Source organism: Vibrio ziniensis, assembly GCF_011064285.1.
Lineage (GTDB): Bacteria > Pseudomonadota > Gammaproteobacteria > Enterobacterales > Vibrionaceae > Vibrio > Vibrio ziniensis.
Genome location: NZ_CP049331.1, coordinates 1,449,951 through 1,476,169, shown reverse-complemented (window position 1 = coordinate 1,476,169; position 26,219 = coordinate 1,449,951). Strand labels below are relative to the sequence as shown.

Sequence of the window (26,219 nt, the reverse complement as noted above, 5' to 3'; positions counted from 1 at the left end):
TAAAACTATAAATATATACGTTTCTACAGAATAGTTTTAACAATTGGCAACATTCGTATTGGCAGGCTAGAAACTGGTTTATTACACAACTATTCAATAATCTGGATATAAAACTACGTGTCATACAACAAGAAAACTAACTTCATTTTTATCGTACTTTCCATCGTCTATTTTGCAATTGCAGCACCAATTACGATGGCGATCAAAAATCATTACGTCAGTTTAGAATCCAAAAAAGTAGAAATGGTTGTAGCTAATAACATTTCTTTGGTTCGTTCTAACTTCGAAGCCTCCATTTTTATGGATACCTTTCTTGCAGATAGTTTGGCAACATTGATAACCATCGACCCTGATGTCGCTTTTAAAAATTGGGAGGTAGTGGCTAGTCAACTTCTAAAGAAATCACAACACGTGCGTAACGTTACAGCCTCACCCAATAACGTGATTACTTATATTTATCCACTCAAAGGTAATGAAGCCGCTATAGGTATAGATTTGTCACGTGTTCCTGAGCAAAATAAAGCTATTCAATTGGCAAAGCAAAACCAACACGTATACATTGATGGTCCCGTAAACTTAGTTCAAGGTGGTAGAGGCTTGATTGCGCGCTACCCCATATACTCTGATTTTCCATATAACAAAGCATATTGGGGAACAGTGAGCGTCGTTATCGACTATGACGCATTGATGAAGAGCAGCGGTATCTACGACATTTTCGATGCCGAAATAGCGATCAGAAATATTACAAATACGGCAAAAATGCTTTACGGTGAAGCTGAACTATTTGATAAACCAGATATTCAACAGTTCATAAATCTGCCATTTGGTCGCTGGCAACTAGCCGCTAAATATAAACTGACAGACAGCTCACATTTGTTGTTCATTCAACGAGCAATTCTCACAACGGCATTTTTTGCTATTTTACTTATCTATGCTCTGTTTTTCTTAGTTTATAAAAACTACAAAATCATTCATATGGCAGCGATGCAAGATGAATTAACTCAACTACCCAACCGACGCTACATCAATGAACTGCTTAGAAAGATGTCATCAAAGAGAGATAACAATGCTTTCTTTACTCTGTTGAGTATTGACGTTAACGACTTCAAATATGTAAACGACAATTTTGGTCATGATGTTGGCGACAGATTTTTGCAGTTCATTAGCATCAAGTTAAAAGAAAACATACGCAGCACCGACACTGTAGCAAGAATTGGTGGTGATGAGTTCCTGATTATTCTGCAAAATGTCTATCAGCCTGAAAAAGTCACTAACGTCATTCAATCAATCAAAGGCAAAATCGAGAGCGAATCTTTTTTCCACAAGAACAAAGAGATAAAGCCAAGCTTAAGTATCGGATACGCAATCTATAACGATAAAAACACAGATATTGAAGCACTAATCACAAAAGCCGATCATGCCATGTACCTTAACAAGAATGCGAATGCCTTTATCAAGAACAGTTACAGATAGCTATCTTTACAGCATCAATATGGACGCAAAGATAGCTAGCTGAACGGTGTTACTTATTGATGTAATTACGCCAACTTTTAAGGTGCGTTATTTCCTCGGCACCTTTAGTAGCAATGGGCTCACAAATAAACCCTTTGACCCATCTCCCATCCTCTAACTCAACACTTCCAAGACCCAATGGGTGTGGAATTTGAGCAAGCAAGCTGCCAACACTTTGAGTGGGTATATGCCAAACTTCTACCTCAATTGATTGCCCTGAGTCTGTATCACGTACCAATCCAGGACGATATGGTGGGCCACCAGCAAGAGCATAAAATCGATAGTTCTCAGAAGTCCTAGTTTTGGCTTTAAGTACTCCCCCTAACTCAACAAGCTGAGGATTCAACGGCAAACCTTCCATATGCGCGCCACAAACCATAATTTCCATCATCGTATGAGGTTCAAGAGTTTGACCAGTGGCTCCTAAAGGTAAAGGTTGAGCTTTTTGCCAGCGGTTTGCGATAGATACTAAGAAGCGGTCACTGAACGCTGGAGCGAACAATGTAAAACCAAATGGTAAACCTGAAGGGCCAAAAGAAGCAGGAACTGCAATAGCACTATAATCCAGTAAATTCATAAAGTTAGTGTAGTAACCTAAATTGGAATTCAACGAGATAGGATCGGCGTTTACCTCATCAATCGTATAAATAGAACCTGTGGTTGGTGTCAGAACCACATCTACTTGCTCCAATAGGTTATCGCAAACGACTTTATACTCTTGCAACTTGTACATAGCTTTAAATGTGTCTGCCGCAGAAAGAGATTTCGCCCCACCAATAATGGTTTCAATCACTGGTAAACAGGCAGAACTATTTTCATCGAAAAACCCTTGAATCGCGGCGTATCGTTCTGCAACCCACGGCCCCTGATACAGTAACTTAGCAGCATCTAAGAAAGGTGAAAGATCAAATTCAATCAGTTCAGCGCCTAACTGCTGCCACTTCTTCACACACTGTTCAAACTGAACCTGATACTCTTGATTGCCAAAGAACGCTAACTGCTCAGCTTTTGGAACACCGACTTTAAGACCTGAAAGGCACTCAACAGGCGCTCGAGAGTTCAAATAAGCACGTGAGTAGCAGTCATTGTCGTCATAAACAGCAGCCACTTTTTGCAAAATTTCTAAATCATCGGCAGTGCGAGCAAAAAAGGTAATGCAATCCAGTGTTCTGCAAGCTGGCACAAGTCCTGTACTGCTTAACGTCCCTTTCGTTGGTTTCAAACCAAGAATATTGTTGAAACCTGCAGGCACGCGACCAGAACCTGCTGTATCTGTTCCTAGAGAGAAAAAGACTTGATTGGTTGCCACTGTCACTGCACTGCCAGAACTCGAACCACCAGATATATATTGTGGATTAAAGCTGTTTTTTGCCGCGCCAAAAGGACTGCGCGTACCGACAAGGCCTGTCGCAAATTGGTCGAGATTGGTCTTACCTAAAGGAATAGCACCAGCGGAAATCAAAAGCTCAACCACGAATGCAGATTGTTGTGGTTGGTATGTGTATTCGACACAGCCAGCCGTCGTATTTAAACCTTCTAAGTCGATATTATCTTTAATCGCAAATGGTACGCCGTAGAGAGGTAAATCGTCGACGTTAAATCCTTCTAACCCTTTGATATACAGTGCAAGCTGTTCATCACTGATGAGAGATATCCACGCATTATGTTGGTCATTTCGCGCGCTCTTCAGCTTCTCAGATAAAAGTTCGAAGGGAGTGACTGAACCTTCACGATAGGCTGCTAATAATTGCTCAATCGTTAGTAATGCCATTTTATGCTGCTCCTTTACTTGCAGTGATTTCATTGATCACCATTAGCGGTTGTCCAGCTGTAACTTGTGTTCCTTGCTCACTGCACAAATACGCAATTTCACCAGAACATGGTGCTACCACTTCAAGTTCCATCTTCATCGCTTCAAGTATCATAATCACTTCACCAGCCTGAACGGTTTTACCCGGTTGGGCGACGACTTGCCATACGTTACCTGCAACCTGACTCTCAACCAGTGTTTGGCCATGTTGTAGTTCAATCGCTTCGGCTTGTTCGACTTCGACTTCTTCGACAACAAAGTTCGCCTGTCCAGACTCAACCCAGCGTTGACGTTCAGCTTCGAAAGCGGTTTGCTGGCGGTGTTTACAACGTGCAATATCGTCACTGTGCTCTTCAACCAATGCTTGGTAATCCGCAAGGGAGAAAGTTGTCTCTTCTATTTTTAACGGATATTGCCCAAGCGGATGTTTGTTGCGGATATCCAGCAACTCTTCTGCACTTACTTCGTAAAAGCGAATCTGATCGAAGAACCTCAGTAACCAAGGCTTTTGGAACTCTTTGGTCTGTCTGTAGCGATTCCACATTTGCAAAGTACGACCGACAAACTGATAGCCGCCCGGTCCTTCCATACCATAAACACAAAGATATGCACCACCGATACCAACCGCGTTTTCAGGTGTCCACGTACGGGCAGGATTGTATTTAGTGGTTACTAATCGATGACGAGGGTCGATAGGAGTGGCAACTGGCGCACCTAAGTAAACATCCCCCAACCCCATAACCAAGTAGCTAGCGTCAAAAACGATTTTCTTAACCTCGTCTACGGAATCTAGTCCGTTAATACGGCGGATAAACTCAATGTTGTCAGGACACCAAGGTGCATTTTTTCTAACCAGTTCATCGTATTTTCTAATCGCCAAACGCGTTGCTTGGTCATCCCACGACAGCGGAATGTTCACGATTCGAGCCGGAACTCGTAATTGGTCAATGTCATCCATCTCATGCTCTAACTCTTCTAGAAGAGATAAGAGTTTGCAGCGAGACAAAACCAGATTATTAAAATGAACCTGCAGTGAGCGAATACCCGGAGTCAGCTCCTCGATGCCTGCAACCTTTAGCGACTCCAGTTTGAGCATCAAAGCATGAACGCGAAAACGCAGACGAATATCCAATACTTGCGGGCCATATTCCACCAGCAAGAAATCTTCACCACTGGAACGATACACTACGTCTTCACCAACCTGCTCAGCGGAAAGACTGTGAACAACGGCTGTTGTACATTCGCACGCTTGCAAAGGAATGTGCTCAAAACAAACGGATTCAACCTGAGCGTTTTGTTTACGCTCCGCCATTTCAGCTTGCTCTAAGCTCACAGCAATAAAGCGAACCTTATCTCCCGCTTTAAGCTGTCCCATCTTCCACAAATCAGCCTTGATAATGGTCGCAGGACAAACGAAGCCGCCAAGACTTGGGCCATCTGGGCCTAAAATCACAGGCATATCACCAGTGAAATCAATCGTCCCAACTGCATATGCGTTGTCATGGATGTTTGATGGGTGAAGTCCTGCCTCGCCACCATCCTGACGCGCCCAATGTGGTTTTGGCCCCACCAAACGAACACCCGTGCGACTGGAGTTAAAGTGAACCTTCCACGTTGCCTCAAAAAATTCCGAAATGTCGTTATCGGTAAAGAAATCAGGAGCACCATGAGGACCATACATCACACGGATTTCCCACAACTCTTCCATTGCAGGAAGTACCCCAGATTTACCGGCTAACTCACCCGTACTTGCAGTTCCAGTAACATGCAGCACATCGCCCGCAAGTAGCGCTCTGCCAGCGTGACCGCCAAACAGCCCCAAAGTAAAGGTCGATTTACTGCCCAGATAATTCGGACATTGAATTCCACCTTCGATGGCAAAATAGCTACGAGCACCATGACCAGTGACTTTACCCAATCTTAGTGTTTGTCCCGCTTGCGCAAAATGCACTTCCCCATGATTTAGTGAAGTTCCATCTAGCGTTGCATCAATGTGCGCACCGGTAACAACGAACTGTTTAGCAGTGTTGAACTTCAGTGTTGGGCCAGAAAGAATTATCTCCAACCCAGCACAGTGTTCATCGTTATTTAATAGCTGATTTGCAAGACGGAAACTTAATGAATCCATAGGACCTGATGGTGGCACACCGATATTCCAGTAGCCCTTACGTCCCGGATAATCCTGAATAGTGGTTTGTGTACCACCACTAATCACATCCAGTGTCGTTGGCTGATAAACGAACTCATTTAAGCTGCGTGTCAGTACTTCACCTCTTTGCACAAGTTCGTTTGTAAGCAGCTGCTGCAGATAAGCTTGGTTGTGCTCGATACCATAAATGCTGGTTTGTTCGAGGGATTGGATCAGTTTTGATAGCGCTTCTTTGCGGTTTTTACCATGAACAATCACTTTCGCCAGCATTGGATCAAAGAATGGCGAGACTTCTACTCCCGCTTCAATCCAATGCTCAACACGTAAGCCTTCAACTACCGGCCATTCAACATGACTCAATAAACCAGCGCATGGCTGGAAGGATTTGTTTGCGTCTTCTGCGTATAAACGAACCTGAATGGCATGCCCTTGTGGTTGTCTTTCCGCGGTCAGTTCTTGCGTTGATAATTCTCCTGCCCCTAACCGAACCATCCAATCAACCAAATCAACACCGAAAACTTCTTCGGTGACACCATGCTCTACCTGAAGGCGTGTATTGACCTCTAGAAAATAAAACTGTTCGTTTTGTTGGTCGAAAACAAATTCCACCGTACCAGCGTTGCGGTAATGGATTTGTTCTGCCAGTTTCACCGCTGTGCTATGCAAAGAATGACGAATATCATCGGATAGGTTCGGTGCTGGAGTCTCTTCAATCACCTTCTGATTACGACGCTGCGCCGAACAGTCACGCTCACCGAGCGCGACTACCGTACCTTGGCCGTCACCAAATATTTGCACTTCGATATGACGGGCATGCTCAATGAATTTTTCTAAGAACACACCGCTGTTACTGAAATTGTTCTGGCTAAGACGCTTCACTGAATCGAATGCGGATTCTAAAGATTCTGGGTCATAACAACACTGCATGCCGATACCACCACCGCCAGCAGTACTCTTTAGCATGACAGGGTAACCAATTCGCTCCGCTTCGCTCAGCGCTTGCTGTATATCAGTAAGTAGCTGTGTACCGGGAAGGAGTGGCACACCAGCCTGTCCGGCTAATTCACGTGCTGAGTGCTTAAATCCAAATACCTTCATCTGTTCAGGAGTCGGTCCTAAAAAGACAATATTGTTCTTCTCACATAAGTGAACAAAGTCTGGGTTTTCACTTAAAAAGCCGTAACCCGGGTGAATAGCCTGCGCGCCACATTGTTTTGCAATTTCAATCACGCGTTGCTGATCGAGGTAGGTTGCAGATGCAGCGCCTACACCCAAGGAGTATGCCTCATCTGCCTGCACTACATGTAAGCTCTGAGCATCGGCTTCGCTGTATACCGCCACACTTGTCACGCCTAATTTTTTTAGAGTTCTGATGACTCGGCATGCTATTGCGCCACGGTTAGCAATTAGTACCTTGTTAAACATAAGCAAATCCAAATTTTGCGGGCCGTCCCGTTGATCCTTTTGAGCCTTGAATGGGGTCGTCCCCGACTCATTAGAGCGATTAAGCCGCTGTATCCCACACCAGTACTTCAACCGGTGTCGGGTTGTAGGCATTACATGGGTTATTCAATTGAGGGCAATTAGAAATCAGAACAATCACGTCCATCTCAGCTTTCAGCTCGACATACTTCCCTGCACCACTGATACCATCTTCAAACGTCAATCCACCATCTGCGGTAATTGGAACATTCATAAAGAAATTGATGTTATGGGTGATATCACGCTTACTCATTCCGTACTGGTCATTCTCTGCAACCGCAAGTAACCAGCTATCACGACAGGCGTGCATACATTTCTTTTCAATCGCGTAACGAACCGTATTACTTTCCGTTGCACAAGCGCCACCTAATGTGTCATGGCGACCACAGGTATCAGCCACGATCTCGAGCATAATATTGCCCTGATCAGAAAGAATCTTGGTTCCTGCTGTGAGGTAAACATTGCCCTGCTCACGAATGGTATCAATCGCACTGTAGCGCTCACCCGGATCATTGGCGTTATAAAACAACGTGTCTGCTGCCTGATTGCCCTCAAGGTCCAAAATACGCACCGTCTGACCTTTCTTAACGACTTTCATGTAGTAATCACCTGCAAGCACGATATCGCGTCTAACGGCCTGATCAGCCTGTAAACTACTTTCTACAATCATGATTCTCTCCTTAGTGATGGCTACACGCAGCATGGAAACGGCGGTTGTTTTCGAAACCACGTCCATTCTCTTCGCGCGATGTTAAACAAGGGTCATCCGCCGCTAAGGGTTCAGCTTCATAAACAGAAAACTCAACCGGCTTAAATGGGTAATCTTTGGCTGGATTCATTGGATGCGGACAAGTAGTGAAGACAACTAAAGTGTCCATTTCGAAGCGAAGTTCAATACAGTCCCCTGCTTTGCTGTGTTGTTCGGCAAAAGCCATATCACCAACTTCATTGGTTTTTACCGCACTAAACAGATTAAGATTCGCCGCTAAATCACGTTTGCCCAATCCATACTTAGCTACTTCAACTAGCAGCGCATCATAACCATTTTGCTTCCATTGATTTCGGTCTGCCTGATAGTCACGAGCGCCCCATTTATCGGTCACTTTTTGTTTGTTGGCGACACCACAAACGGTATCTATCCAACCTGTATCATCACGAACAATTGAGCAGAACACATGCCCCATGTCTGAATACAGACAGTGTCCGGTAGTAAGCTTAAACGTATGCTGACACTTCAATGTATCCGGCGCGTTATAACGCTCTAGCAGGTTAGTTGGATTGTAAAAAAGCATGCTGACATTGGCGCCGCCCTCTAAGTCTTTAAGCTTGAGGACTGTGCCTTTTTTCATCGTCATCGACCAGTGCGCCGCACCGGGAATCACATCAGTAAAAATTGAGTTGGTATCGGACATCCTATTCTCCTAAGCAACTTGAAGTTGCTGTTTTACTGCACTTACTTGTTCTTTCTTATCAAGTGCAATATCAAACGTAACTCGAGCGCCAAAACGTTCTGGGGCTTGTTCATCTACGCGGGTGTGGTCAAACACCCAAAGGCGGTTGCCTAAATGGAAGCCTTCGCTCAAGTCGTGTGTAATCATAAATACTGTTAGTTTCTGTTCGCTCCACAGCTTCTTAACTAACGCATGCATATCTTTGCGAATACCCGGATCTAGTGCGCCGAAAGGTTCGTCAAGAAGTAAGATGCGGGGCTTTTTAATCAAAGCCTGAGCAATAGACAAACGCTGACGCATACCGCCGGAAAGCTCATGTGGGTATTTATTCTGAGCGTCACTCAACCCCACTTCTTTCAACATCGCCTGCGCTTGTTGCTTGGCTTGCTGCTTACTAGCACCAAAAGAGCGACCGAGGAGTTTTGAACTGAGATCGCCATGAACAAATTCATGCCCAAGCATCACGTTTTCCAAAGCCGTCAAATGAGGAAATACAGAGTATTTCTGGAACACAATGCCACGCTCTACACCTGGCTCAGCTGAAAGCGCTTCTCCATCGAGCAAAATCTGTCCTCGTGAAGGCTGCTCAGTGCCTAAAAGCATATTGAGGAAAGTCGTTTTGCCACATCCAGATGCTCCGACAATACTGACGAAATCACCCGGTAACACTTTAAGGTTGAGATGCTCAAGTACGATGTTATCGCCATACTCTTTCCACACCTGTTTCACTTCGATAATTGGCTTTTCCATCTTATTCTCCCTGACTCTGGTGATACCAAGGGCTAAGTTTTAGCGATAACTGCTTTAGCAACCAATCCATGGTGTAAGCCAATATGGTGATCCATAAAACGTAAGGAAGAATCACATCCATCGACATGTAACGACGAACCAGAAAGATTCGATATCCCAAACCTTCAGTTGCAACAATGGCTTCCGCTGCGATAAGAAACAGCCATGCACTGCCCAGAGTTAGGCGAATGGCTTCAATCAATCGTGGAACAATTTGTGGAAGTACAACTCGCAGAATGATCTGCCAGCTATTGCCGCCTAATGTCTGAGCTTTGATCAACTGCTCTTGAGGTAAGGATGCGGCTTTCAGTTGTATGTCCCTTACGATGATCGGGCAGATACCAATAAAAATAAGCACCACTTTAGACAACTCACCCAAACCAAAGGTGATGAACAGTATTGGCAGGATAGCCATTGGTGGAATTAACGAAATCGCGGTTACAACAGGTGACAAGGTAGAGCGCACCAAAGGTAGCATTCCATTGGCAATGCCAATCGACAAACCGACTAATGCACTCAGACCAACACCCCACATTAAGCGTTGAAGACTCGCCCAGGTGTCAACCCATAGCAGATACTCGCCAGACCGTTTACTGGGAGTAAACGCCATACGATCAATTGCTTCGAAAAAGCTGCTAAATGCTGGTAACAGTTTATCGGCTGGGTTGATCGCTAATCGGGCATCGGAAGCGACCACATACAACGCAATTAATATCGCAAATGGCAGCACTCCCAACATCAATCGTCCATATCGAGATGGGTGGCGGTTGATGAGTTTACTCATAGTTTCTCCAATTCACTTTGGCTAATAACGCTATGGGTGGTTTTCACCGTAGATTAAAGCTCGCCTTTAGCTGCCATATCCATGTAATCAGCCGTAAAACGCAGTTTGATGTTGTCTGCATTACCGTAAACACCTGAAGGGGTTTCAATACCAATGAAACCCGCATCTGGCGCACCTTCACCCAACAAGCCATGATCAAAAGAGAATTCAGCAACTTTTTTCATGGTCTCTTTCAAATCTGCACCATTGGTAAAAGTCACCGCGTCTGAGGGTTTGTAGTACATAAACGTTGCGGCGAGTTGCTGGTTATAACCTGCTAAGTCAGTACCAGACTGTTTAGCCATGTAACTTTTCGCTTCATCGGCTTTTGATTTTGATGTCATGATGCCCATGATTTCATACCATGCTCCGGTAAGAGCCTTACCCAGTTTAGGGTTGTCTTGTAAGGTTTCGGTGTTAGCAATCATCAGGTCGATGATTTCACCGGGAATTTTTGAAGAGTCAAAAACCAGAGAAGTATTTGGCTGAGCGGTAATTTCACTTAACAATGGGTTCCAAGTCACCACTGAAGTCACATCTTTTGTGCTGAATGCCGCTACGATATCGGCATCAGAAGTGTTGACAACATTTACATCTTTCTCAGACAAACCTACACTTTCAAGAGCACGGGCCATTAGGTAGTGAGAAACGCTCAATTCAACAAGGTTGATGTTCTGCCCTTTGACATCTTTCAGAGATTTGGCACCTTTAAGGACGATACCATCGTTACCGTCAGAGAAGTCACCAACAATCAGTGCGGTTGAATCCACTCCACTAGCAGCAGGAATAGTCAAAGCATCCATATTGGTCATTACTGTTGCGTCAAATTGACCCGCTGTGTACTGGTTGATGGATTCTACATAGTCATTCACCTGTACGATGTTGACCTTAATACCGTATTTTTCCGCCCATTTATCCATAATGCCAGAGTAAGCAGCATAATCCCATGGCATCCAGCCTGCATAAATTGACCAAGCGACGGTAAATTCCGACTTTTCTTCAGCCTGAACTGATTGAGAAATAAAAGGAGTAGCTAGTACGCTAGCAGACAACGCTAATGCGGTTAGGGAGTGTTTAAAGGTTGGTTTCATAGGATCACCTCCAATGTGAGTCACTTTTAAAAACATTAACGCGAGAGCATAACCAATGAAATTGGTTGGCCTCCCGGGCTTTTGTCCCGCCGTGTGACCTCATAAGAGGTTGACAACTCTCGGACCAGACACTGCGTTGCAGCCGGAACCCTAGATGTCTATTTAATCAAATTGTGATTAGTTGTGGTGTTTCACTCAGTTATGCTCATCGCAACTAATTGCTTTAACATTTGTAATGTTGAACTAACTCAGGCAATGACCATGCCAACTTATAATTGCATGTTTTAAAAGGATTTAAATTAAAACGCCTAAAAAAAACGCACCAAAGCAATGCAAGTTATCATCACTTTAGTGCGCAGTGTGGTTTCGTCTGAAATCTTAATCTGGTTTTAAATCAGACTTGGAACCTGCTGAGTAATACAGTGAATATTACCCCCACCTAGCAGTATTTCTCGAGCATTTACGCCAACCACTTCATGATTCGGAAACGCTTCTTGTAACACGGCTTTGGCAAGCAGATCGTAACTGGCATCCAATAAAGGAAACACAATTCTGCTATTGGTAATGAGGAAGTTTGCATAGGACGCCGCTAGACGCTCTCCGGCTTCACGCTCCATTCCTTCACTTTGATCGATACCAAAAGCTTCATGCTCTTCAATGTACAGTGGACCTGGCATCGGCAACTTATGCACCTTGATAGTTCGTCCTTTAGCATCAAGTTGCGTGCTGAGCACATCGTAAGCCTTACGACTGATTTTATATTGAGGATCATTCACGTCGTCACACCAAGTTAGAGCGACTTCACCAGCTTTCACTACGTGCATGATGTTATCCACATGTCCGTTGGTTTCGTCATTGTATAAACCGTTTGGCAGCCATATGACTTTCTCAGCACCGAGATAATCCAGCAACAATGCTTCAATCTCTTGTTTAGACAAATCAGGGTTACGACTTGGATGAAGTAAACACTCTTCAGTGGTGTAAATGGTTCCCTCACCATCACTATGAATAGAGCCACCCTCTAATACCAGAGGCGCTTTAAATAGGTTATCACCAGTCAAGTTCACCATTTTATCGGCTACGGCATCATCCAAATCCCAAGGGAAATAGAGACCATCAACCAAGCCACCCCATGCATTAAAATGCCAGTCAACACCTGCTCGTTGCCCTTCACTATTCACAACATAAGTTGCTCCAATGTCGCGCATCCAGCAATCGTTGTATGACATTTCCACCACTTTGATGTGATCAGGCAACTGAGCTCGTGCATTGGAGTATTGTTCTCGAGCAACCAACATCACGACGGGTGTAGCCTTTGAAATCGCAGTGGCAACCTCGACAAATGCTTGCTGAGCTAGCTTGCCGCTAAATCGCCAGTTGTCACTGCGTACCGGCCATGCCATCCACACTTCACTTTGCGGTTCGTGTTCACCAGGCATGTGAAAGCCAAGATCTTTAGGTAAGCCTTCTAATGTTTTACTCATGCTATACCTCTCACATCCGATGATTCAGTTTGAGAATGCGCACGCTTCAGTAAAAGCTCACCAATCACAACCGTTACGATAACACCCGCTAAAACTGGCGCGGTATATTGCCAATCCACTGATCCGAAAATCACATCAGGGAAGATGAACAGCACGACAGCCTGAAGAATGATGAAGAAACATATCACCGTCATAGCCGTTTGTGTGGCCATGTTGCCCGGAGCCTTAAAAGGACGTAAACGATCAGCATCTGACACGCGAAGTTTTAAGTACGCTGGGAACATAAATAGATATGGCACTAAGAACACGCAGCTTGAGAACGCAAAGATAGACCAGAACAGTTCATCATTACTGCTTGCAAAGAGCGCATACACTACGATTACCGCGGTGGATACCAACCCTGTACCTACATTCGCCCCTACCGGTGTTGAGTAACGGCTTGAAGTTTTGCCTAATGCAGCAGGAAGTTCACCATCACGTGCAGATTCAGCAGCAGCGCGGCTTGAACCCATTGTCCAACTCACCATGTTTCCGATGAAGGTAATCAAAGTCACAATGCCCAGTGCGTAAGTCATGAACTGACCGAATGCACCATCACCAAACAAGACTTTCAACGTATCGACGATGCCTGCAACCAGGCCGACCTCTTCCACAGGTAGTGCCATCAGAATGCCTAACGTACCAAGTACATAAAGCAGAGCCGTTACCGTCATTGCCAGAAATACGACTTTTGGCATTTGCTTAACGTCTTTCATCTCTTTAGTCATGGTAGCCACAAGCTCAAAGCCCATTAGGTTGAAGACCAAAGCAGGAAGAAAGGCGACGCCAGAATCGAAAGATGGCAACACAGCTTCAAAAGTGAATTCGTTGGCAACACCATTTTTTGCGGCATAGATGAATCCACCAATACCTAACACAGAAATGATGATTACCTTTAATACGGCGCAGAAGTTAGTTACCCAAACGCCAATATCAACGGAAATGTTGCAAACCCAAACGGTTAGCCAAGTCAGAGCAACGCACATGATCACTTGAGCAAACAATGAAAGATCAGGCGCAAACAGCTCGGCAAATGTACCCGCGAAAAGGATGTATACCGCTGGCGTCCACAAGCCAACGTTAATCCAGTAGAACCATGTAGTGCGAATAGCCCAACGCGGACCAAAAGCACGTTTCACCCAGTCGTAGATACCACCTTCGCCCGGATAAGCAGAACTGAGTTCAGAAGTAATCAATCCATATGGAAGTACGAATACCACCAACATTAGCGCCCACCATCCTAGCGAGCTGACACCAATTGACGCTGATGCCGTTAACGTATCCACCACTAACACCGCACATAAGCTGAACAGAGCTAGAGGCGTCACGCCCATTTTTTTGTCTTCCATGACATTAGTCCTTTAGTTGCCCATCCAGTGTTAAAAGGTGTTTGTATTGGTCTGGGCGTCGATCTCTGAACAGCCCCCATGCGCTACGTTGGAATGCAATTTCGTCGAGATCGAATTCATGAATAAGAATGCCTTGAGTCTCACGATCGGCTTTTGCCAGAATTTCACCGTTGTAATTAGCAATGAAAGATGAACCAAAGAAGTTGATTTCCAAATCGCGGGTTTGTGCTTGCTCGCGACCAATTCGGTTGGAAGCAATAACGGGCATAATGTTAGAAGCCGCATGGCCTTGCATCGCGTTTTGCCATGCTGGTTGTGAATCTAATTGTGGCTGGCTAGGCTCGCTACCAATCGCCGTTGGATAAAACAGCAGTTCCGCGCCTTGCAGCGCCATACTTCTCGCAGTTTCAGGGAACCATTGATCCCAGCAAATTCCAATACCAATGCGACCATAGCGTGTATCCCACACTTTGAAGCCAGTATCACCTGGGCTGAAGTAGTATTTTTCTAGGTAGCCATCGCTATCTGGAATATGAGTTTTGCGATATACACCCAACAGTGAGCCGTCGGCATCAATCACGGCAACGGAGTTGAACTTGACGTTCCCTGCTCTTTCAAACCAGCTAAATGGCAAAACAACTTGCAGTTCTTTTGCTAACGCAGTAAGCCTTTTGAAAGTATCGTTTTCTTCCAGTGTAGAAGCCAACTTATGGTAGCCCTCACTGATTTCAATACAGAAGTACGGAGTTTCAAATAGTTCTTGTAAAAGAATGACTTGTGCTCCTTGCGCAGCAGCTTCGCGTACAAGCTGTTCAGCTTTAGCTACGTTTTCTTCAACATTCCACGAACATGACATCTGAGTCGCGGCAACAGTGACTTTTCTCATTTTATTCCCTTAATTTGTAGTCAAAATCTGTTGATATTTTTAACGGTTATGTGGTTATTATTGAAATGCAATATTTTTATTTTCATATGAGGAATTTCGATAACCTATGGATATGGACATCAACCAACTGCGATTGTTAGTCGTACTGGAAAAAGAAAGAAACTTATCAAAAGCGGCTCAGAAAATGTTTATGAGCCAATCTGCCGCAAGCCACGTTTTGTCTAAGATGAGAGACCGTTTTGACAACCCACTTTTCGTCAAAACTCGTACAGGTATGGAACCCACTCCACTGGTACAAATGCTGCTTCCGGACATCCAAAAAGGGCTATCTTCGATCGACATGGCATTAGCCAAAACTAAGCCTTTTAATCCGAGCGTGGATGCAAAAACCTTTTATATCGGCGCCATTGATTACTTTGAATTTTATGCTTTACCAAGACTAGGAAAAGCATTGGAAGAGAGTGCGCCAAACGTCAGAATTGCTATTGAAATTCTGTCTGAAAATATGCAGATGGAGCGAGTAGAGCAAGGGCGTATCGACCTAACTTTAGGTGTAGATCAATTACAATCGATGCCTCGTTATTACCATCGCTATCATTGGCTAACCGACCCATACGTTGGCATCGTTGCTAACGACAATCCTCTTCCCAACAAACTGACATTTAAAGCTTTTCTTGAAACGCCTCAGGTTCACTTGCCGTTAATCAACTCTGGTGCCGATCCGATTGACCGATGGCTACTGGAACAACATCAAGCGCGACATATTTCGATGATTGTTCAAAGCTATGCTGTGGGTGGCCGTGTAATATCAAATACCAACAATTTAATGTGTGTTCCCCTTAGAATCGCGACAGAACTGTGCAAAATGCTGCCAGTAAGGATTGTAGAGTTGCCAGAAGGCACTCCTGAACTATCGCTGAGTATTTTTACTCATCAGCTATACGATAGCCAAGACAGCGTTCAATGGCTGATTAAAGAGGTTCAGAAATGCATTTTGTAGAGATTAACGAATAAAAAATCCGAGACTGATATAAAAACAGCTTCTCTTTTCAGATAAATATCTGCCCCTTCTGTCGGAGAGCAGTATAGTTTGATCATTTGTGAGGTCTGTTGATACTACCAAGATTGATGAAGTGACAATAAAGCTTGTTACCAATTTCTAGCTCATTTTGGACAAAACCTTGTCAGTGACTTTACTAAATTAGTACCAGACGAATTACTTATAGTATTGCAAAACTCACATCAGTAAGAATTAAGGCGGTGGGTAAAATCGGCAATTGTTGAATTTGTATCAAACCCGTACGAATCGCATGATAACAACTAGAACCAATGTTTAGTTCTGTTCATGGAACGTTTTTCTCCAACGGTTTGGAGTAACCGCATAACGCTCTTTGAATTTATCACGGAAGACCAACACCGAACTAAATCCTGTTTTAGCCACGATTTGCTCAATGGATAGATCCGTAGACTCGAGCAAATCCTGAGCCAAATTGAGTCGCTCAGAAGCTAACCATTCTCCAAACGCCATCCCTGTTGCCTTATGAAATTTTCGGGTAAAGGTACGGCGGGTCATCATCACTGACTCCGCGAGTTCATCCAGAGTATATTTATGACCAATATCGTTTCTGATTCGATCCATTAACTCATTGATACGTGAATCTGAAGTTGTTATCGGTATGGGTTGTTCAATAAATTGCGCCTGTCCGCCGTCTCGATAAGGAGGAACCACCATTCTTCTGGCGATACGGTTGGCAATTGTGCTGCTGTAATATTTTCGGAAAACATACAAACAGCAATCAATACCGGCTGCGGTGCCTGCGGATGTAATAACTCCACTATCTTCTACATATAGCGCATTGGTATCGAGTGAAGTTTCCGGAAAACGTTGAGTGAAATCTTGCTCTAGTTCCCAATGAGTTGCAGCACGCTTTCCAGCTAATAACCCAGCATAAGCCAGAACATAGCCACCAAGACACAAACCAACGATTAATGCACCTCTTGCATGAGCGAGGCATAATGCCTTAATAAGCTGAGCATTTGGCCTTTCATCAACGGTCCTCCAATGAGGAACAATGATGATATCCGCTTTCTCAAGCGAGTCGAGTTTTGCTTTTGTATGAATCTCCATCCCTATATCAGACAAAATTGGACCGTCCTCTCCCGCAATAAACTGAAGGTTGAAGAAAGTTTCATGCAAAGTATCACGTCCGAACACTATGCTCGGGACAGAAATATGAAATGGGCTGAATCCATTAAAGACGATTACTGAAACATTAGGTATGTGCTGCATTGTTTTGGGAGACAGAGTTCTCGAAGACATTTGCTTAAGCCTAATTGTAGAGCTACCGATGATGGTAGTTCTACATATTACAATTGGAAACTAAAGAGTAACAGTCTCACCATCTTCTGGGATATACACGAAATCATTGAGTAAATTGATTTCAACATAAGCACGAAGTTCCTGTCTCGTCACAAGTGCGTGGTTTACAGCTCCCATATGAGTAGCAACAATCTTTGCCTTAGGAAGAGCAACGTGCGTTTTTAATACATCTTCTTTACCCATGATGATCGGGCCATAGCCAATCACATGTGCCCAGCCAGTATTCAGAATTACCACGTCTGGCTGTTCACGTTTCATCGTTTCTTCTACCGTCGGTGTCCAGATAGTATCTCCGGCCAGATAGAGCTTTTCTTCATCGGCATGAGACAATATAACGCCTGTTACTTCAGCCAGCATTTCTCCCAGTTCCTTATTTTCATAGGCTGCGTCAGAGCCATGTTGACAAGCAGTACGAGTAAAAGAAATACCATTGTAGTCGGTCTCTTCAGAGAAAATCCGAACATTAGTAAAACCTTGTGAATGAAGAATTTGTTCATCACCTTCGTGTTGAACAAAAATCTGCTTGTCTTTAGGAATTACATTGACGGAAGTTTCATCCCAGTGATCTGGGTGAGTGTGAGTCAACAGAACAGCATCAACATCAATAATCTCTTCCATTGAGAGCGGTAGCTCAACTGTTGGATTGCGCACATCCGCATTCACTGTACCGCCAAACCCAGGGTAAGTATCTTTTGGTGCCAGCATTGGGTCGACAAGGAATTTCTTCCCTGCGTATTCAATAATTTGCGTTGCGTTACGAATTTGTGTGATTTTCATAATATTGCTCCAGAACTGTTTTTGTGGAGCTATTTTATGCAAGGGGACATAGCCCCAAAAGTGGCTTTATGGACACTTATAGATACTATCGGGACAAAATGACATTACTCTTCCAAAGACAAGGTATTCACGTTTTATAACTTTGGAAAAATACGATTACCATACATGTAACAGATAAGTCCAAGCAGCATAATACCGAGTCCAGTGAAATGCCACCAATGAACAGGCCTAATCGGCATCTCAATCAAACCAAAACTATCGATACACAAACCAGCCGCCAATTGCCCAATGATGAATAAGAACATCACATTAGTAATACCAATTTTTGGGGCAAGAAATATCGTTGTGAAGACAAAGGCAGCACCAATTAACCCTCCAAGCCATTTCCATGGAGATTGCTGAACGATATTAACTCCAAACCCACTCCAATTCGCCTGAACAGCAGCAGCCAGACCAAGACATATTGCTCCAACACCAAAAGAAATGAATGCTGCAATCAATGGTTGGCCACCGACTCCTGAACTCAAACGACTGTTAACCGCAGCCTGAACTGATAACCCAGCACCGCCTGCTAGTGCCATCAGAAAATAGATAATATGCATATTTAATTGAACCTACAAAAGGCCGAAATCAATTAAGATTTCAGCCTAATTTTTTGTTTACAATGTTAATGAGACGATTGTTTTTAACTCAGCAACGCATCTCGTATAGCTTCACCGACACCAGCCGCTGATTGTGGGTTTTGCCCAGTGATTAAAGAGCCATCAATAACAACGTTGCTTGTCCAGTCTTCAGCAGCCTGATGTAGAGCACCTCGCTCTTTCAAAGTTCTTTCTAATAGAAATGGTACCGCATCGACCATGCCGACCGCATGTTCTTCAGAATCGGTGAATGCCGCCACATTCTTGCCAGCAACTAAATAAGAACCATCACTCAGTGTTACATTCACGAGCGCCGCAGGGCCATGGCATACCGCAGCGACGATTTGCCCCTGTTCATATATTTCACGTGTGATAGCCAAAACCGCAGGACTGTCTGGGAAATCCCACATAGTGCCATGACCACCTACATACATAATTGCACTGTAGTCACTTGAGTAAACATCAGCTAGCGCGGGACAACCCTGCAATTTTTCCTGAAATGATTCATCATTCCAGTAATGAGCATTAATAGGGTCTGTTAAATCCACACCATAAACTGGAGGAAGGCCACCTTTAATAGACGCAAACTCAGTCGAGATGTTGGCCTCTTCCAAAACATGCAGTGGATGAGTTAATTCAGGTAAATAGAAGCCGGAGTCTTCGTGACCTTGTCCTAAGTCTTTGTGGCTCGTCAGAACAAAAAGAACAGGTTTGATTGAATGAGATGATGAAGACATGAATAACCTCAAAAATTAAATAGAAAGATTGCCTTACCCTTCAGTTAGTTAGGGATAAGGTAAGATAAAGCCAGAGAAATAGGTTAGCGAGTAACGCTGCTGTACGGTAGATAATCAGTATAGCCATGTTCGTCCCCACCGTAGTAGAGAGACTGATCCGGTTCTTCAATTGGCCATCCGTGACGATAGCGTTCAACTAAATCAGGATTGGAGATATATTTCGCTCCAAACGCAGCCAGATCGATAGTTCCTTCAGAAAGTAACTGATTTGCTTTATCCAAATCCATCCCGCCAGCCAGGATCAATGTTCCCTTATAGGCTTCACGGAATTTTTCTAAGAATCCGTCAGGCATAGCAGGAGCACCACGGCTAGCCTGGTCCATTATGTGAACGTAAACAACGCCACGGTCATTCAGTTCATGTGCCAAATGCAGGAAGGTCTCTTCTTCTCCCTCAAAATCACCCAGGTCATGTAAGCGACCAAATGGAGAAAGGCGAATACCAACACGTTCAACACCAATACGTTTAATACATGCATCCACCACTTCGAGTGCAAAACGCACACGGTTTTCAACCGTTTCACTGCCATACTGATCCTGACGATCATTAACAGCGCCATTAATAAACTGCTCGACGAGATAACCGTTTGCACCGTGAATTTCTACACCATCAAAACCTGCTGCAACTGCATTTTCTGCTGCCTGAGCGAAATCAGCGATCACATTCTGAACTTCTTCTGTGGTAAGACGATGGGGTTTACTTGCTGGGACAAAGCTTGGTTTTCCATCCGCATCATAGCCAAACGCGCTACTATTAGTGGCTTGCTGATCCGTTGAACTGACCGGAGAAGCACCATCTTTTTGCAATGATGTATGACTAATACGACCCACATGCCATATCTGGGTGAAAATAAGGCTGCCAAGATCATGTACTTGGGCCGTCACTTTACTCCAGGCATCTATTTGAGACTGATTCCAGATCCCAGGACAATCGACGAAGCCAGTCCCTTGCTGACTGATTGGCGTACCTTCGGTTACAATCAGCCCTGCATCTGAGCGCTGACCGTAATATCGAACCGTGCTGTCATTAGGTACATTGCCTGGTGCTCTGGCCCGAGTCATCGGAGCAACAACGGCTCGATTTTTTAACGTTTTGCCATTTAACACATAATCATCGAAAAGCACTGTCATTCGATTTTTCTCCTTAGTTTGCAAAAGAGTAAGATAACAGTGCCATGCTAGAGAACGTGTACTATTAATGGAATAGCGATTTGTTTATTAGGAATATAAATGAAATTTATATCAGAAACAGAGTAACTTGTTAGTTTCGTAACTGTTTATTTTCCAGTAAAAGTGACAGCAATAGAGCAAGAAGCATGACACTACCGCCAATCACGAAAGACGCAGTAATCGCATGACTGAAAGCTAGCTCAATACTAGGTCTAAGGCCTGTAGGTAACCTTGCCACCGCTTCCATCCCCCCGTTTATTATTCCCTGAACATCAATATCTGAACTGATTTCATTAAGTCCATCATGAAGCTTGGTTGTCATAACGCCTCCGGATACAGCGACCCCTAAAGCCCCTCCTAGAGAACGGATAAACGCCATACTTGATGTTGCTTCACCCAAAGCGTTTTTGGGTGCTGCATTCTGAACGATCACGGTAGCATGCGGCATGGCTATACCCATCCCCAAACCAAGAATTCCCAGCCCAATGAGAAACCAGTAGGTATCTTTTTGCATATAAGCTAAAACAGCAAAAACACTTAACCCCAATGCTTCCAGAGCAATTCCGGCAATCATAAAGAGCTTAGGTCGATTCAGTTTTGAAGAAATTTGACCTCCGAAGACTGAAGTTAAAAGCATGGCTACAATTTGTGCCAGTAACATTGAGCCAGACTGCGCAGCACTCAGACCCAACACTAATTGGAAATAGAGAGGCAAGAAGACCATCGCACTCATCATCGCGAATCCCATACAACCGGTAGTGACAGAACCGATAGTAAAGTTACGTATGCGGAACAAACTTAACGTAACGATAGGCTCGACAGCCTTACTCTCGACATAGATGAACAAAGCGATAGAAATCAGTGCGATCGCTGCAATCACTCCCGCAGTATAAGACTGCCAGGGAAAAAGTGTCCCCCCAAGGCTGAACAGCAAAAGAATACTCGACGCTCCACAAGCCATAGTAACAGCTCCGTAGATATCAATAACATGCTTCTTGCGTGCTTTTAGTGTAGGTAATGAGTTCCATAGGATGGATATCGCAATAAGCGCGATAGGAACATTAATGTAGAAAATCCACCGCCACGATAGTGCTGTTGTCAAGCCTCCACCCAAAATAGGCCCTGCCACAGCGGACATTGCGAAAGTACCAGTAAATAAGCCCTGATAACGTATGCGTTCCTTCGGCGTAACTACATCGCTGATCGTCGTCTGACACAGAGTCATGACGCCTCCAGCGCCGATGCCCTGCAACAACCGGAAAATAATTAGTTGCGTCATCGACTGAGCAACACCACACAAAATCGACATCATCATAAACAAGGTGATAGCCAATAAAAGTAGCCCCCTACGACCATACATATCACTAAGTTTGCCGAAGATTGGTGTTGCAACCGTAGAACTGAGCATAAAAGCAGTCACTACCCAGGACAGATGAGCCAACCCTCCCAGATCACTGGCCATAGCCGGTAAAGCCGTATTAACGATACTCTGATCTAAAGACCCAAGAGACATTGCCAGCATTAGCCCGACAAATATCGGACGTAACGCTTTTGGAGATAATTTTTCGGTCCCATCTTCGAATGATTTATCAGAAATCTTTATATCTGTTGTTTTCAAGACTCTTTTAGCTCCTTTACATAGGATGTTTACCTAACTTAATAATTTGTTATCAATAGGTTATGTGTTGTTTGCTTTATTGAGACTGCATTAGATTTACTCTGAAATAAAATAGCTATAAGGAATGTTTTCAGAGTCTGCTCTAACATCTTCATGAAGAATAGGAAAGGTATGTTTAGCTTTAAGTGAATAGAAAACGAGAATCATATGACTCTGCCCAATGAAATTACTTCGAGGCCAAACATCCAAGATTAGTTTCTAATGTAGCCCCCAAATTTTGGCTGTGATTTGGTCCATCTTTTGATTAATCGCGAACTGTAGTCGTTATTTTTTGGTCAATACAAAAAATAACTCACTGATATCAATACCAGTGCCATGTTATAGAACGGATGCTATTCATGGAATATCGATTCATTTATTAGAAATATAAATGAAATTTATATCATAAATGAGGTAATTGGCTGACCTCGAGGCAAAGCGCCCGAACCCAACGGTGAGCAGGGTCCCGATGTGAACGTTCATGCCACGCCATACTTTTGGTAAAACCAAGTACCTCTAGCGGCGTATCCATGATAACCAGATTATCGTGACGACAAGCTAAACGCCTTGGTACCACTGCAATCATATCAGTAATTCTCAAAATTTCAGGCAGTACCAAAAAGCTATTTACTGATAATCCAATGTGGCGTTTGAGCTTCATTGCAGCTAATGCATCATCAGTAGGTCCCCAAAATCCACCTTTACTGGAAACCAGAATATGCTCTAAAGAGCAAAATTGTTCTACTGTTATACGACCAGAAACAGTTGCAGGGTGATCAGCCCGCATCATACAGACATACTGCTCTTCGTATAACGCACGACCGTGTAACTCTTCGGGCGTAGTTTCTGGCGTCACCAATGCCAAATCTACTTCGCCTTGTTCCATCTGCCTTGAAAGGCTGTCATGGTTAACAGAGATGACAGCTACCCTAACTCCTGGTGCCTGCTTTTTAAGCTCAGCCATTAATGGCACAATAACAGCCTTCAAAGCATAATCTGTCGCTGCTATTGTATAAGTCATTTGGACGGTTTGAGGTTCAAAATGTACTGGCTGTAACAGTCGGTTGATATCAGACAAAACCTGTTTTATAGGCCCAGCCAAAGTTAACGCTCGCTCTGTCGGTACCATACCTCGTTGAGATCGAACAAAAAGTGGGTCATCGAAATAATCTCTCAAACGTGTGAGCATTGCACTCACTGCTGGTTGCGTCAGTACTAAGCGTTGAGCGGCTCGAGTGACACTACCTTCATCCATTAGTGCATCGAATGCTTTGAGCAGATTCAAATCTAAATTTCGAATGTCATTATTCACGTTAGCTAAATACTCCTAAAATACTCATCACTTCTAAAACAACACTAACCATTCAGTCTTTCACGCACGCTTTATTCACATTGTTTCAACGTATCTTCAATGACTTTTACTACTCGCTCATAGCGCCGCGCTAGTTGAGAGTGACGTTTACTAACCAGATAGACTGGCTCTTTGACATTTTTTTCAATGTCCAACACCTGCAATTCATCTCGTTCAGGAAATAAACTGACACAACATTTCGGCACAACCGTAAAACCGATTCCTTTTGAAATTGGCACTAAAATTTGGTGAATTTGGTTAATGTAACTTTGCGTTGAGATACCATCGAGATCTATCTTTGATAATAGAGATAAATCCGACTTCTCAACATAAGTTTGAAAATAATGAGCCAGATCCGGATGACGTATAACGCCAAGTCCCGACAATACTTGATCAAGTGGCAATGCGGTATCTACTAATTTTGGAACAACGAAAACCAAAGATTCAACGCCAATCACCTTACTATCGAAATACTTAGGATTTGGTTTTTTAGTCACTAAACCAATATCGAATGTTCCATTTTGTATCTGCTCAAAAATTCGTTGATTGGGTGTAGCTTCAAGTTCAATTGAAAGACCTGGATATTCAGATTGTAATGAAAGTAATTGCGGATACAGCAACCAAGCAAAAGTACCTGAACAACCTATGGTACAACGACCACTAAAAGGTTCATCTCTTCCTAAGTCCTGTAATAACTTAGATTCTTCTTCCATCCGCTTTAGAGCATATTGATACACTTTTAGGCCATGAACCGTTAACTCAAACTGTTTGTTGAATCGTCTTATCAACGGATAGCCACACGCAGATTCCAATTTATTTATATGCTGACTAACACCAGGCTGGGTCATATTAAGCACCTCGGCAGTACGTGTGAAATGTCCCATTTCAACCAGAGTTTTGAAAGTGTTAAGCCAGATAGGATTCAGCACATTAATAACCTAAAATTATCATAATGAGAATATTTAATAATTTTTTATTTAGCAAGGCAACTTTTAAAATGACATCTCATGAATTGAACTCTATAAGGAACATCTAAATGTCAAACACATACCCAAGAACCTTCTCCCATATCGGTATCTCAGTACCGAATCTGGAAAAAGCGGTGAAGTTTTATACCGAAGTACTTGGTTGGTACCTAATCATGGAACCAACAACTATTGTAGAAGACGACAGTCCTATCGGAGAAATGTGCACCGACGTTTTTGGGCAGGGATGGTCAAGTGTAAAAATCGCCCATCTGTCTACGGGAGATCGAATTGGCGTTGAGATTTTCCAGTTTGAAAATGCAGAGAACCCAGAAAACAACTTTGAATACTGGAAAACCGGTGTTTTCCACTTCTGCGTGCAAGATCCAAACGTAGAAGAACTGGCTGAAAAGATTGTTGCTGCTGGCGGTAAAAAACGTATGAAAGCACCTCGTTTTTACTACCCTGGTGAGAAACCATACCGCATGATCTACATGGAAGACCCATTCGGCAATATTCTGGAGATATATAGCCATAGCTACGAATTAACTTATTCGAGTGGTGCGTATAACTAAGCCCACCTAATTAAGAGGAACGGAAAATGAAAGCTGTCACCTATCACCCTGAATCGGACCACTTTGCGGTCACGAATATCGCAAAGCCAGTGTTAGAAACACCTTTCGACGTTATCGTCGAAGTCCATGCGGTTGGCCTTAATCCGGTCGATGCGAAAATTAATTATTGGTTCGGAATCACTGAAGCGGGTAATCGTGACATGGTTGGCGGGCTTGATGTCTCTGGTGTAATTGTTGCTAAAGGTAGTCAGGTCAGCGATTGGAATATCGGTGATCGTGTTCTCTATCATGGCAATATGCGCCGGCGTCAGGGTGGGTTTGCTTCATTTTCCGTTCATGACTCCCGTACATTAACCAAACATCCTGCCATATCCGATATTGAAGCGGCGGCATCGCCTTGTGCCGGATGGACAGCCTATCGTGCACTGAACGATAAACTTCATCTTGCGGGTAAAAAGAGTATTGTTATCTACGGGGCAAGCGGCGGCGTAGGAAGCTACGCACTCCAACTCAGCCGCTATTTTCAGCTTGATACCATCATTGCTGTCTGTTCCGAACATAACTTTGATTACGCTACATCATTAGGTGCAACACACTGTCTCGATTATCGGGATCAGCAACTTCTTACCAAGGTGAACACTATAGTTGAAAATCATGGGATTGAGTGTGCACTGGATTGTATCGGAGGTCCTGCACAGGCACTGACTTCCTCGATGCTTAGCTTTGATGGGCAATTAGTGGAACTGGTGAGCACCATTGATTCTACACAACATCAAAATACGTTTGATCGCGGGTTAACGTTGCATCAGTTAAGTCTGGGGGCCGGTCACGTTAATGGCGAAATGGGTATGAAATCAATCACTCAAGCAGGTATTGAGATGAATACCCTTCTTGAGCAGAACATCATTGCTTCTCCGCAAACCACCACCGTTACCTTAAGCGATATCCCGGAAATTCTAAATCAAATAAGGCAAGGGCATTCCCGGGGAAAATACGTCGCAAAGCTTTAGATATAAGCCAGCCTTATACCCCATATCCTTTT

The 26,219-nt window shown here is 43.8% G+C and carries 22 protein-coding genes and 1 riboswitch; of the genes, 4 read left to right on the top strand and 18 right to left on the bottom strand.

Going from position 1 to position 26,219, the window contains the following annotated elements:
- The first annotated feature begins 117 nt into the window (after positions 1 to 117).
- On the top strand, positions 118 to 1,473 hold the full coding sequence (locus G5S32_RS06715; protein WP_165311284.1) for a diguanylate cyclase domain-containing protein: 1,356 nt from the start codon (positions 118 to 120) through the stop codon (positions 1,471 to 1,473).
- 49 nt (positions 1,474 to 1,522) lie between these two features.
- Here the strand turns inward: G5S32_RS06715 and atzF are convergent, their stop codons facing one another.
- The 10 genes from atzF to aguB form a co-directional block, all read right to left on the bottom strand.
- The gene (gene atzF, locus G5S32_RS06710; RefSeq protein ID WP_165311283.1) at positions 1,523 to 3,283 is read right to left on the bottom strand and encodes an allophanate hydrolase; all 1,761 of its coding nucleotides are present in this window, start codon (positions 3,281 to 3,283) and stop codon (positions 1,523 to 1,525) included.
- A gap of 1 nt (position 3,284) precedes the next feature.
- Positions 3,285 to 6,896 carry an urea carboxylase gene (gene uca / locus G5S32_RS06705; RefSeq protein ID WP_165311282.1) on the bottom strand — a complete coding sequence of 1,204 codons (3,612 nt, stop codon included), beginning with the start codon at positions 6,894 to 6,896 and terminating at the stop codon, positions 3,285 to 3,287.
- Between the two features lie 79 nt (positions 6,897 to 6,975).
- Positions 6,976 to 7,623, bottom strand: coding sequence for an urea amidolyase associated protein UAAP2 (locus G5S32_RS06700; RefSeq protein ID WP_165311281.1), 648 nt, complete (start codon positions 7,621 to 7,623; stop codon positions 6,976 to 6,978).
- Between the two features lie 10 nt (positions 7,624 to 7,633).
- Entirely contained in the window at positions 7,634 to 8,365 is a 732-nt protein-coding gene (locus G5S32_RS06695) for an urea amidolyase associated protein UAAP1 (RefSeq protein ID WP_165311280.1), read from the bottom strand.
- Positions 8,366 to 8,374: 9 nt separating this feature from the next.
- Entirely contained in the window at positions 8,375 to 9,154 is a 780-nt protein-coding gene (locus G5S32_RS06690; RefSeq protein ID WP_165311279.1) for an ABC transporter ATP-binding protein, read from the bottom strand.
- A 1-nt stretch (position 9,155) separates the two neighbouring features.
- The gene (locus tag G5S32_RS06685) at positions 9,156 to 9,977 is read right to left on the bottom strand and encodes an ABC transporter permease (RefSeq protein ID WP_165311278.1); all 822 of its coding nucleotides are present in this window, start codon (positions 9,975 to 9,977) and stop codon (positions 9,156 to 9,158) included.
- Positions 9,978 to 10,030: 53 nt separating this feature from the next.
- Complete coding sequence (locus G5S32_RS06680; protein ID WP_165311277.1) at positions 10,031 to 11,107, bottom strand: putative urea ABC transporter substrate-binding protein; 1,077 nt, start codon at positions 11,105 to 11,107, stop codon at positions 10,031 to 10,033.
- A 68-nt stretch (positions 11,108 to 11,175) separates the two neighbouring features.
- Positions 11,176 to 11,272, bottom strand: a riboswitch (guanidine-I (ykkC/yxkD leader).
- 224 nt (positions 11,273 to 11,496) lie between these two features.
- Positions 11,497 to 12,591 (bottom strand): agmatine deiminase, encoded by a 1,095-nt coding sequence (gene aguA / locus G5S32_RS06675; RefSeq protein ID WP_165311276.1) that lies wholly within the window; start codon positions 12,589 to 12,591, stop codon positions 11,497 to 11,499.
- Positions 12,588 to 13,979, bottom strand: coding sequence for an APC family permease (locus tag G5S32_RS06670; protein WP_165311275.1), 1,392 nt, complete (start codon positions 13,977 to 13,979; stop codon positions 12,588 to 12,590). The genes aguA and G5S32_RS06670 overlap by 4 nt, the downstream gene beginning before the upstream one ends.
- A 4-nt stretch (positions 13,980 to 13,983) precedes the next feature.
- The gene (gene aguB, locus G5S32_RS06665) at positions 13,984 to 14,865 is read right to left on the bottom strand and encodes an N-carbamoylputrescine amidase (RefSeq protein WP_165311274.1); all 882 of its coding nucleotides are present in this window, start codon (positions 14,863 to 14,865) and stop codon (positions 13,984 to 13,986) included.
- A 106-nt stretch (positions 14,866 to 14,971) separates the two neighbouring features.
- Between aguB and G5S32_RS06660 the strand changes: the two genes are divergently transcribed.
- A complete protein-coding gene (locus G5S32_RS06660; protein WP_165311273.1) occupies positions 14,972 to 15,865 on the top strand; it encodes a LysR family transcriptional regulator in 894 nt (297 codons plus the stop codon).
- A gap of 333 nt (positions 15,866 to 16,198) precedes the next feature.
- On the opposite strand, the gene G5S32_RS06655 is transcribed toward G5S32_RS06660, so the two are convergent.
- The 8 genes from G5S32_RS06655 to G5S32_RS06620 form a co-directional block, all read right to left on the bottom strand.
- Positions 16,199 to 17,185: a GlxA family transcriptional regulator gene (locus G5S32_RS06655; RefSeq protein WP_165311272.1), complete on the bottom strand. Its 987-nt coding sequence runs from the start codon at positions 17,183 to 17,185 to the stop codon at positions 16,199 to 16,201.
- Between the two features lie 60 nt (positions 17,186 to 17,245).
- Positions 17,246 to 18,022 (bottom strand): MBL fold metallo-hydrolase, encoded by a 777-nt coding sequence (locus tag G5S32_RS06650; RefSeq protein ID WP_165311271.1) that lies wholly within the window; start codon positions 18,020 to 18,022, stop codon positions 17,246 to 17,248.
- Between the two features lie 134 nt (positions 18,023 to 18,156).
- Positions 18,157 to 18,624 (bottom strand): DMT family transporter, encoded by a 468-nt coding sequence (locus G5S32_RS06645; protein WP_165311270.1) that lies wholly within the window; start codon positions 18,622 to 18,624, stop codon positions 18,157 to 18,159.
- A gap of 83 nt (positions 18,625 to 18,707) precedes the next feature.
- Positions 18,708 to 19,400, bottom strand: coding sequence for a type 1 glutamine amidotransferase domain-containing protein (locus G5S32_RS06640; protein ID WP_165311269.1), 693 nt, complete (start codon positions 19,398 to 19,400; stop codon positions 18,708 to 18,710).
- Positions 19,401 to 19,483: 83 nt separating this feature from the next.
- Complete coding sequence (locus G5S32_RS06635; protein ID WP_165311268.1) at positions 19,484 to 20,590, bottom strand: alkene reductase; 1,107 nt, start codon at positions 20,588 to 20,590, stop codon at positions 19,484 to 19,486.
- A 130-nt stretch (positions 20,591 to 20,720) separates the two neighbouring features.
- Complete coding sequence (locus G5S32_RS06630) at positions 20,721 to 22,142, bottom strand: MDR family MFS transporter (RefSeq protein ID WP_207621612.1); 1,422 nt, start codon at positions 22,140 to 22,142, stop codon at positions 20,721 to 20,723.
- 547 nt (positions 22,143 to 22,689) lie between these two features.
- A complete protein-coding gene (locus G5S32_RS06625) occupies positions 22,690 to 23,598 on the bottom strand; it encodes a LysR family transcriptional regulator (protein WP_165311267.1) in 909 nt (302 codons plus the stop codon).
- A 71-nt stretch (positions 23,599 to 23,669) separates the two neighbouring features.
- Positions 23,670 to 24,566 (bottom strand): LysR family transcriptional regulator, encoded by an 897-nt coding sequence (locus G5S32_RS06620; RefSeq protein WP_246201067.1) that lies wholly within the window; start codon positions 24,564 to 24,566, stop codon positions 23,670 to 23,672.
- Positions 24,567 to 24,673: 107 nt separating this feature from the next.
- Between G5S32_RS06620 and G5S32_RS06615 the strand changes: the two genes are divergently transcribed.
- Together G5S32_RS06615 and G5S32_RS06610 are read left to right on the top strand one after the other, a co-directional pair.
- Positions 24,674 to 25,177: a lactoylglutathione lyase family protein gene (locus tag G5S32_RS06615; RefSeq protein ID WP_165311266.1), complete on the top strand. Its 504-nt coding sequence runs from the start codon at positions 24,674 to 24,676 to the stop codon at positions 25,175 to 25,177.
- Between the two features lie 26 nt (positions 25,178 to 25,203).
- Positions 25,204 to 26,187 carry an alcohol dehydrogenase catalytic domain-containing protein gene (locus tag G5S32_RS06610; RefSeq protein WP_165311265.1) on the top strand — a complete coding sequence of 328 codons (984 nt, stop codon included), beginning with the start codon at positions 25,204 to 25,206 and terminating at the stop codon, positions 26,185 to 26,187.
- The last annotated feature ends 32 nt before the right edge of the window (positions 26,188 to 26,219 follow it).

Coding starts and splice junctions, on each gene's coding strand:
- atzF (WP_165311283.1), bottom strand. CDS start 3,283: ATGGCATTACTAACGATTGAGCAATTATTAGCAGCCTATCGTGAAGGT.
- G5S32_RS06660 (WP_165311273.1), top strand. CDS start 14,972: ATGGATATGGACATCAACCAACTGCGATTGTTAGTCGTACTGGAAAAA.
- G5S32_RS06615 (WP_165311266.1), top strand. CDS start 24,674: ATGTCAAACACATACCCAAGAACCTTCTCCCATATCGGTATCTCAGTA.
- G5S32_RS06700 (WP_165311281.1), bottom strand. CDS start 7,623: ATGATTGTAGAAAGTAGTTTACAGGCTGATCAGGCCGTTAGACGCGAT.
- G5S32_RS06650 (WP_165311271.1), bottom strand. CDS start 18,022: ATGAAAATCACACAAATTCGTAACGCAACGCAAATTATTGAATACGCA.
- G5S32_RS06685 (WP_165311278.1), bottom strand. CDS start 9,977: ATGAGTAAACTCATCAACCGCCACCCATCTCGATATGGACGATTGATG.
- G5S32_RS06630 (WP_207621612.1), bottom strand. CDS start 22,142: ATGTCTCTTGGGTCTTTAGATCAGAGTATCGTTAATACGGCTTTACCG.
- G5S32_RS06645 (WP_165311270.1), bottom strand. CDS start 18,624: ATGCATATTATCTATTTTCTGATGGCACTAGCAGGCGGTGCTGGGTTA.
- G5S32_RS06635 (WP_165311268.1), bottom strand. CDS start 20,590: ATGACAGTGCTTTTCGATGATTATGTGTTAAATGGCAAAACGTTAAAA.
- G5S32_RS06610 (WP_165311265.1), top strand. CDS start 25,204: ATGAAAGCTGTCACCTATCACCCTGAATCGGACCACTTTGCGGTCACG.
- G5S32_RS06655 (WP_165311272.1), bottom strand. CDS start 17,185: ATGTCTTCGAGAACTCTGTCTCCCAAAACAATGCAGCACATACCTAAT.
- uca (WP_165311282.1), bottom strand. CDS start 6,896: ATGTTTAACAAGGTACTAATTGCTAACCGTGGCGCAATAGCATGCCGA.
- G5S32_RS06670 (WP_165311275.1), bottom strand. CDS start 13,979: ATGGAAGACAAAAAAATGGGCGTGACGCCTCTAGCTCTGTTCAGCTTA.
- G5S32_RS06640 (WP_165311269.1), bottom strand. CDS start 19,400: ATGTCTTCATCATCTCATTCAATCAAACCTGTTCTTTTTGTTCTGACG.
- G5S32_RS06695 (WP_165311280.1), bottom strand. CDS start 8,365: ATGTCCGATACCAACTCAATTTTTACTGATGTGATTCCCGGTGCGGCG.
- aguB (WP_165311274.1), bottom strand. CDS start 14,865: ATGAGAAAAGTCACTGTTGCCGCGACTCAGATGTCATGTTCGTGGAAT.
- aguA (WP_165311276.1), bottom strand. CDS start 12,591: ATGAGTAAAACATTAGAAGGCTTACCTAAAGATCTTGGCTTTCACATG.
- G5S32_RS06680 (WP_165311277.1), bottom strand. CDS start 11,107: ATGAAACCAACCTTTAAACACTCCCTAACCGCATTAGCGTTGTCTGCT.
- G5S32_RS06690 (WP_165311279.1), bottom strand. CDS start 9,154: ATGGAAAAGCCAATTATCGAAGTGAAACAGGTGTGGAAAGAGTATGGC.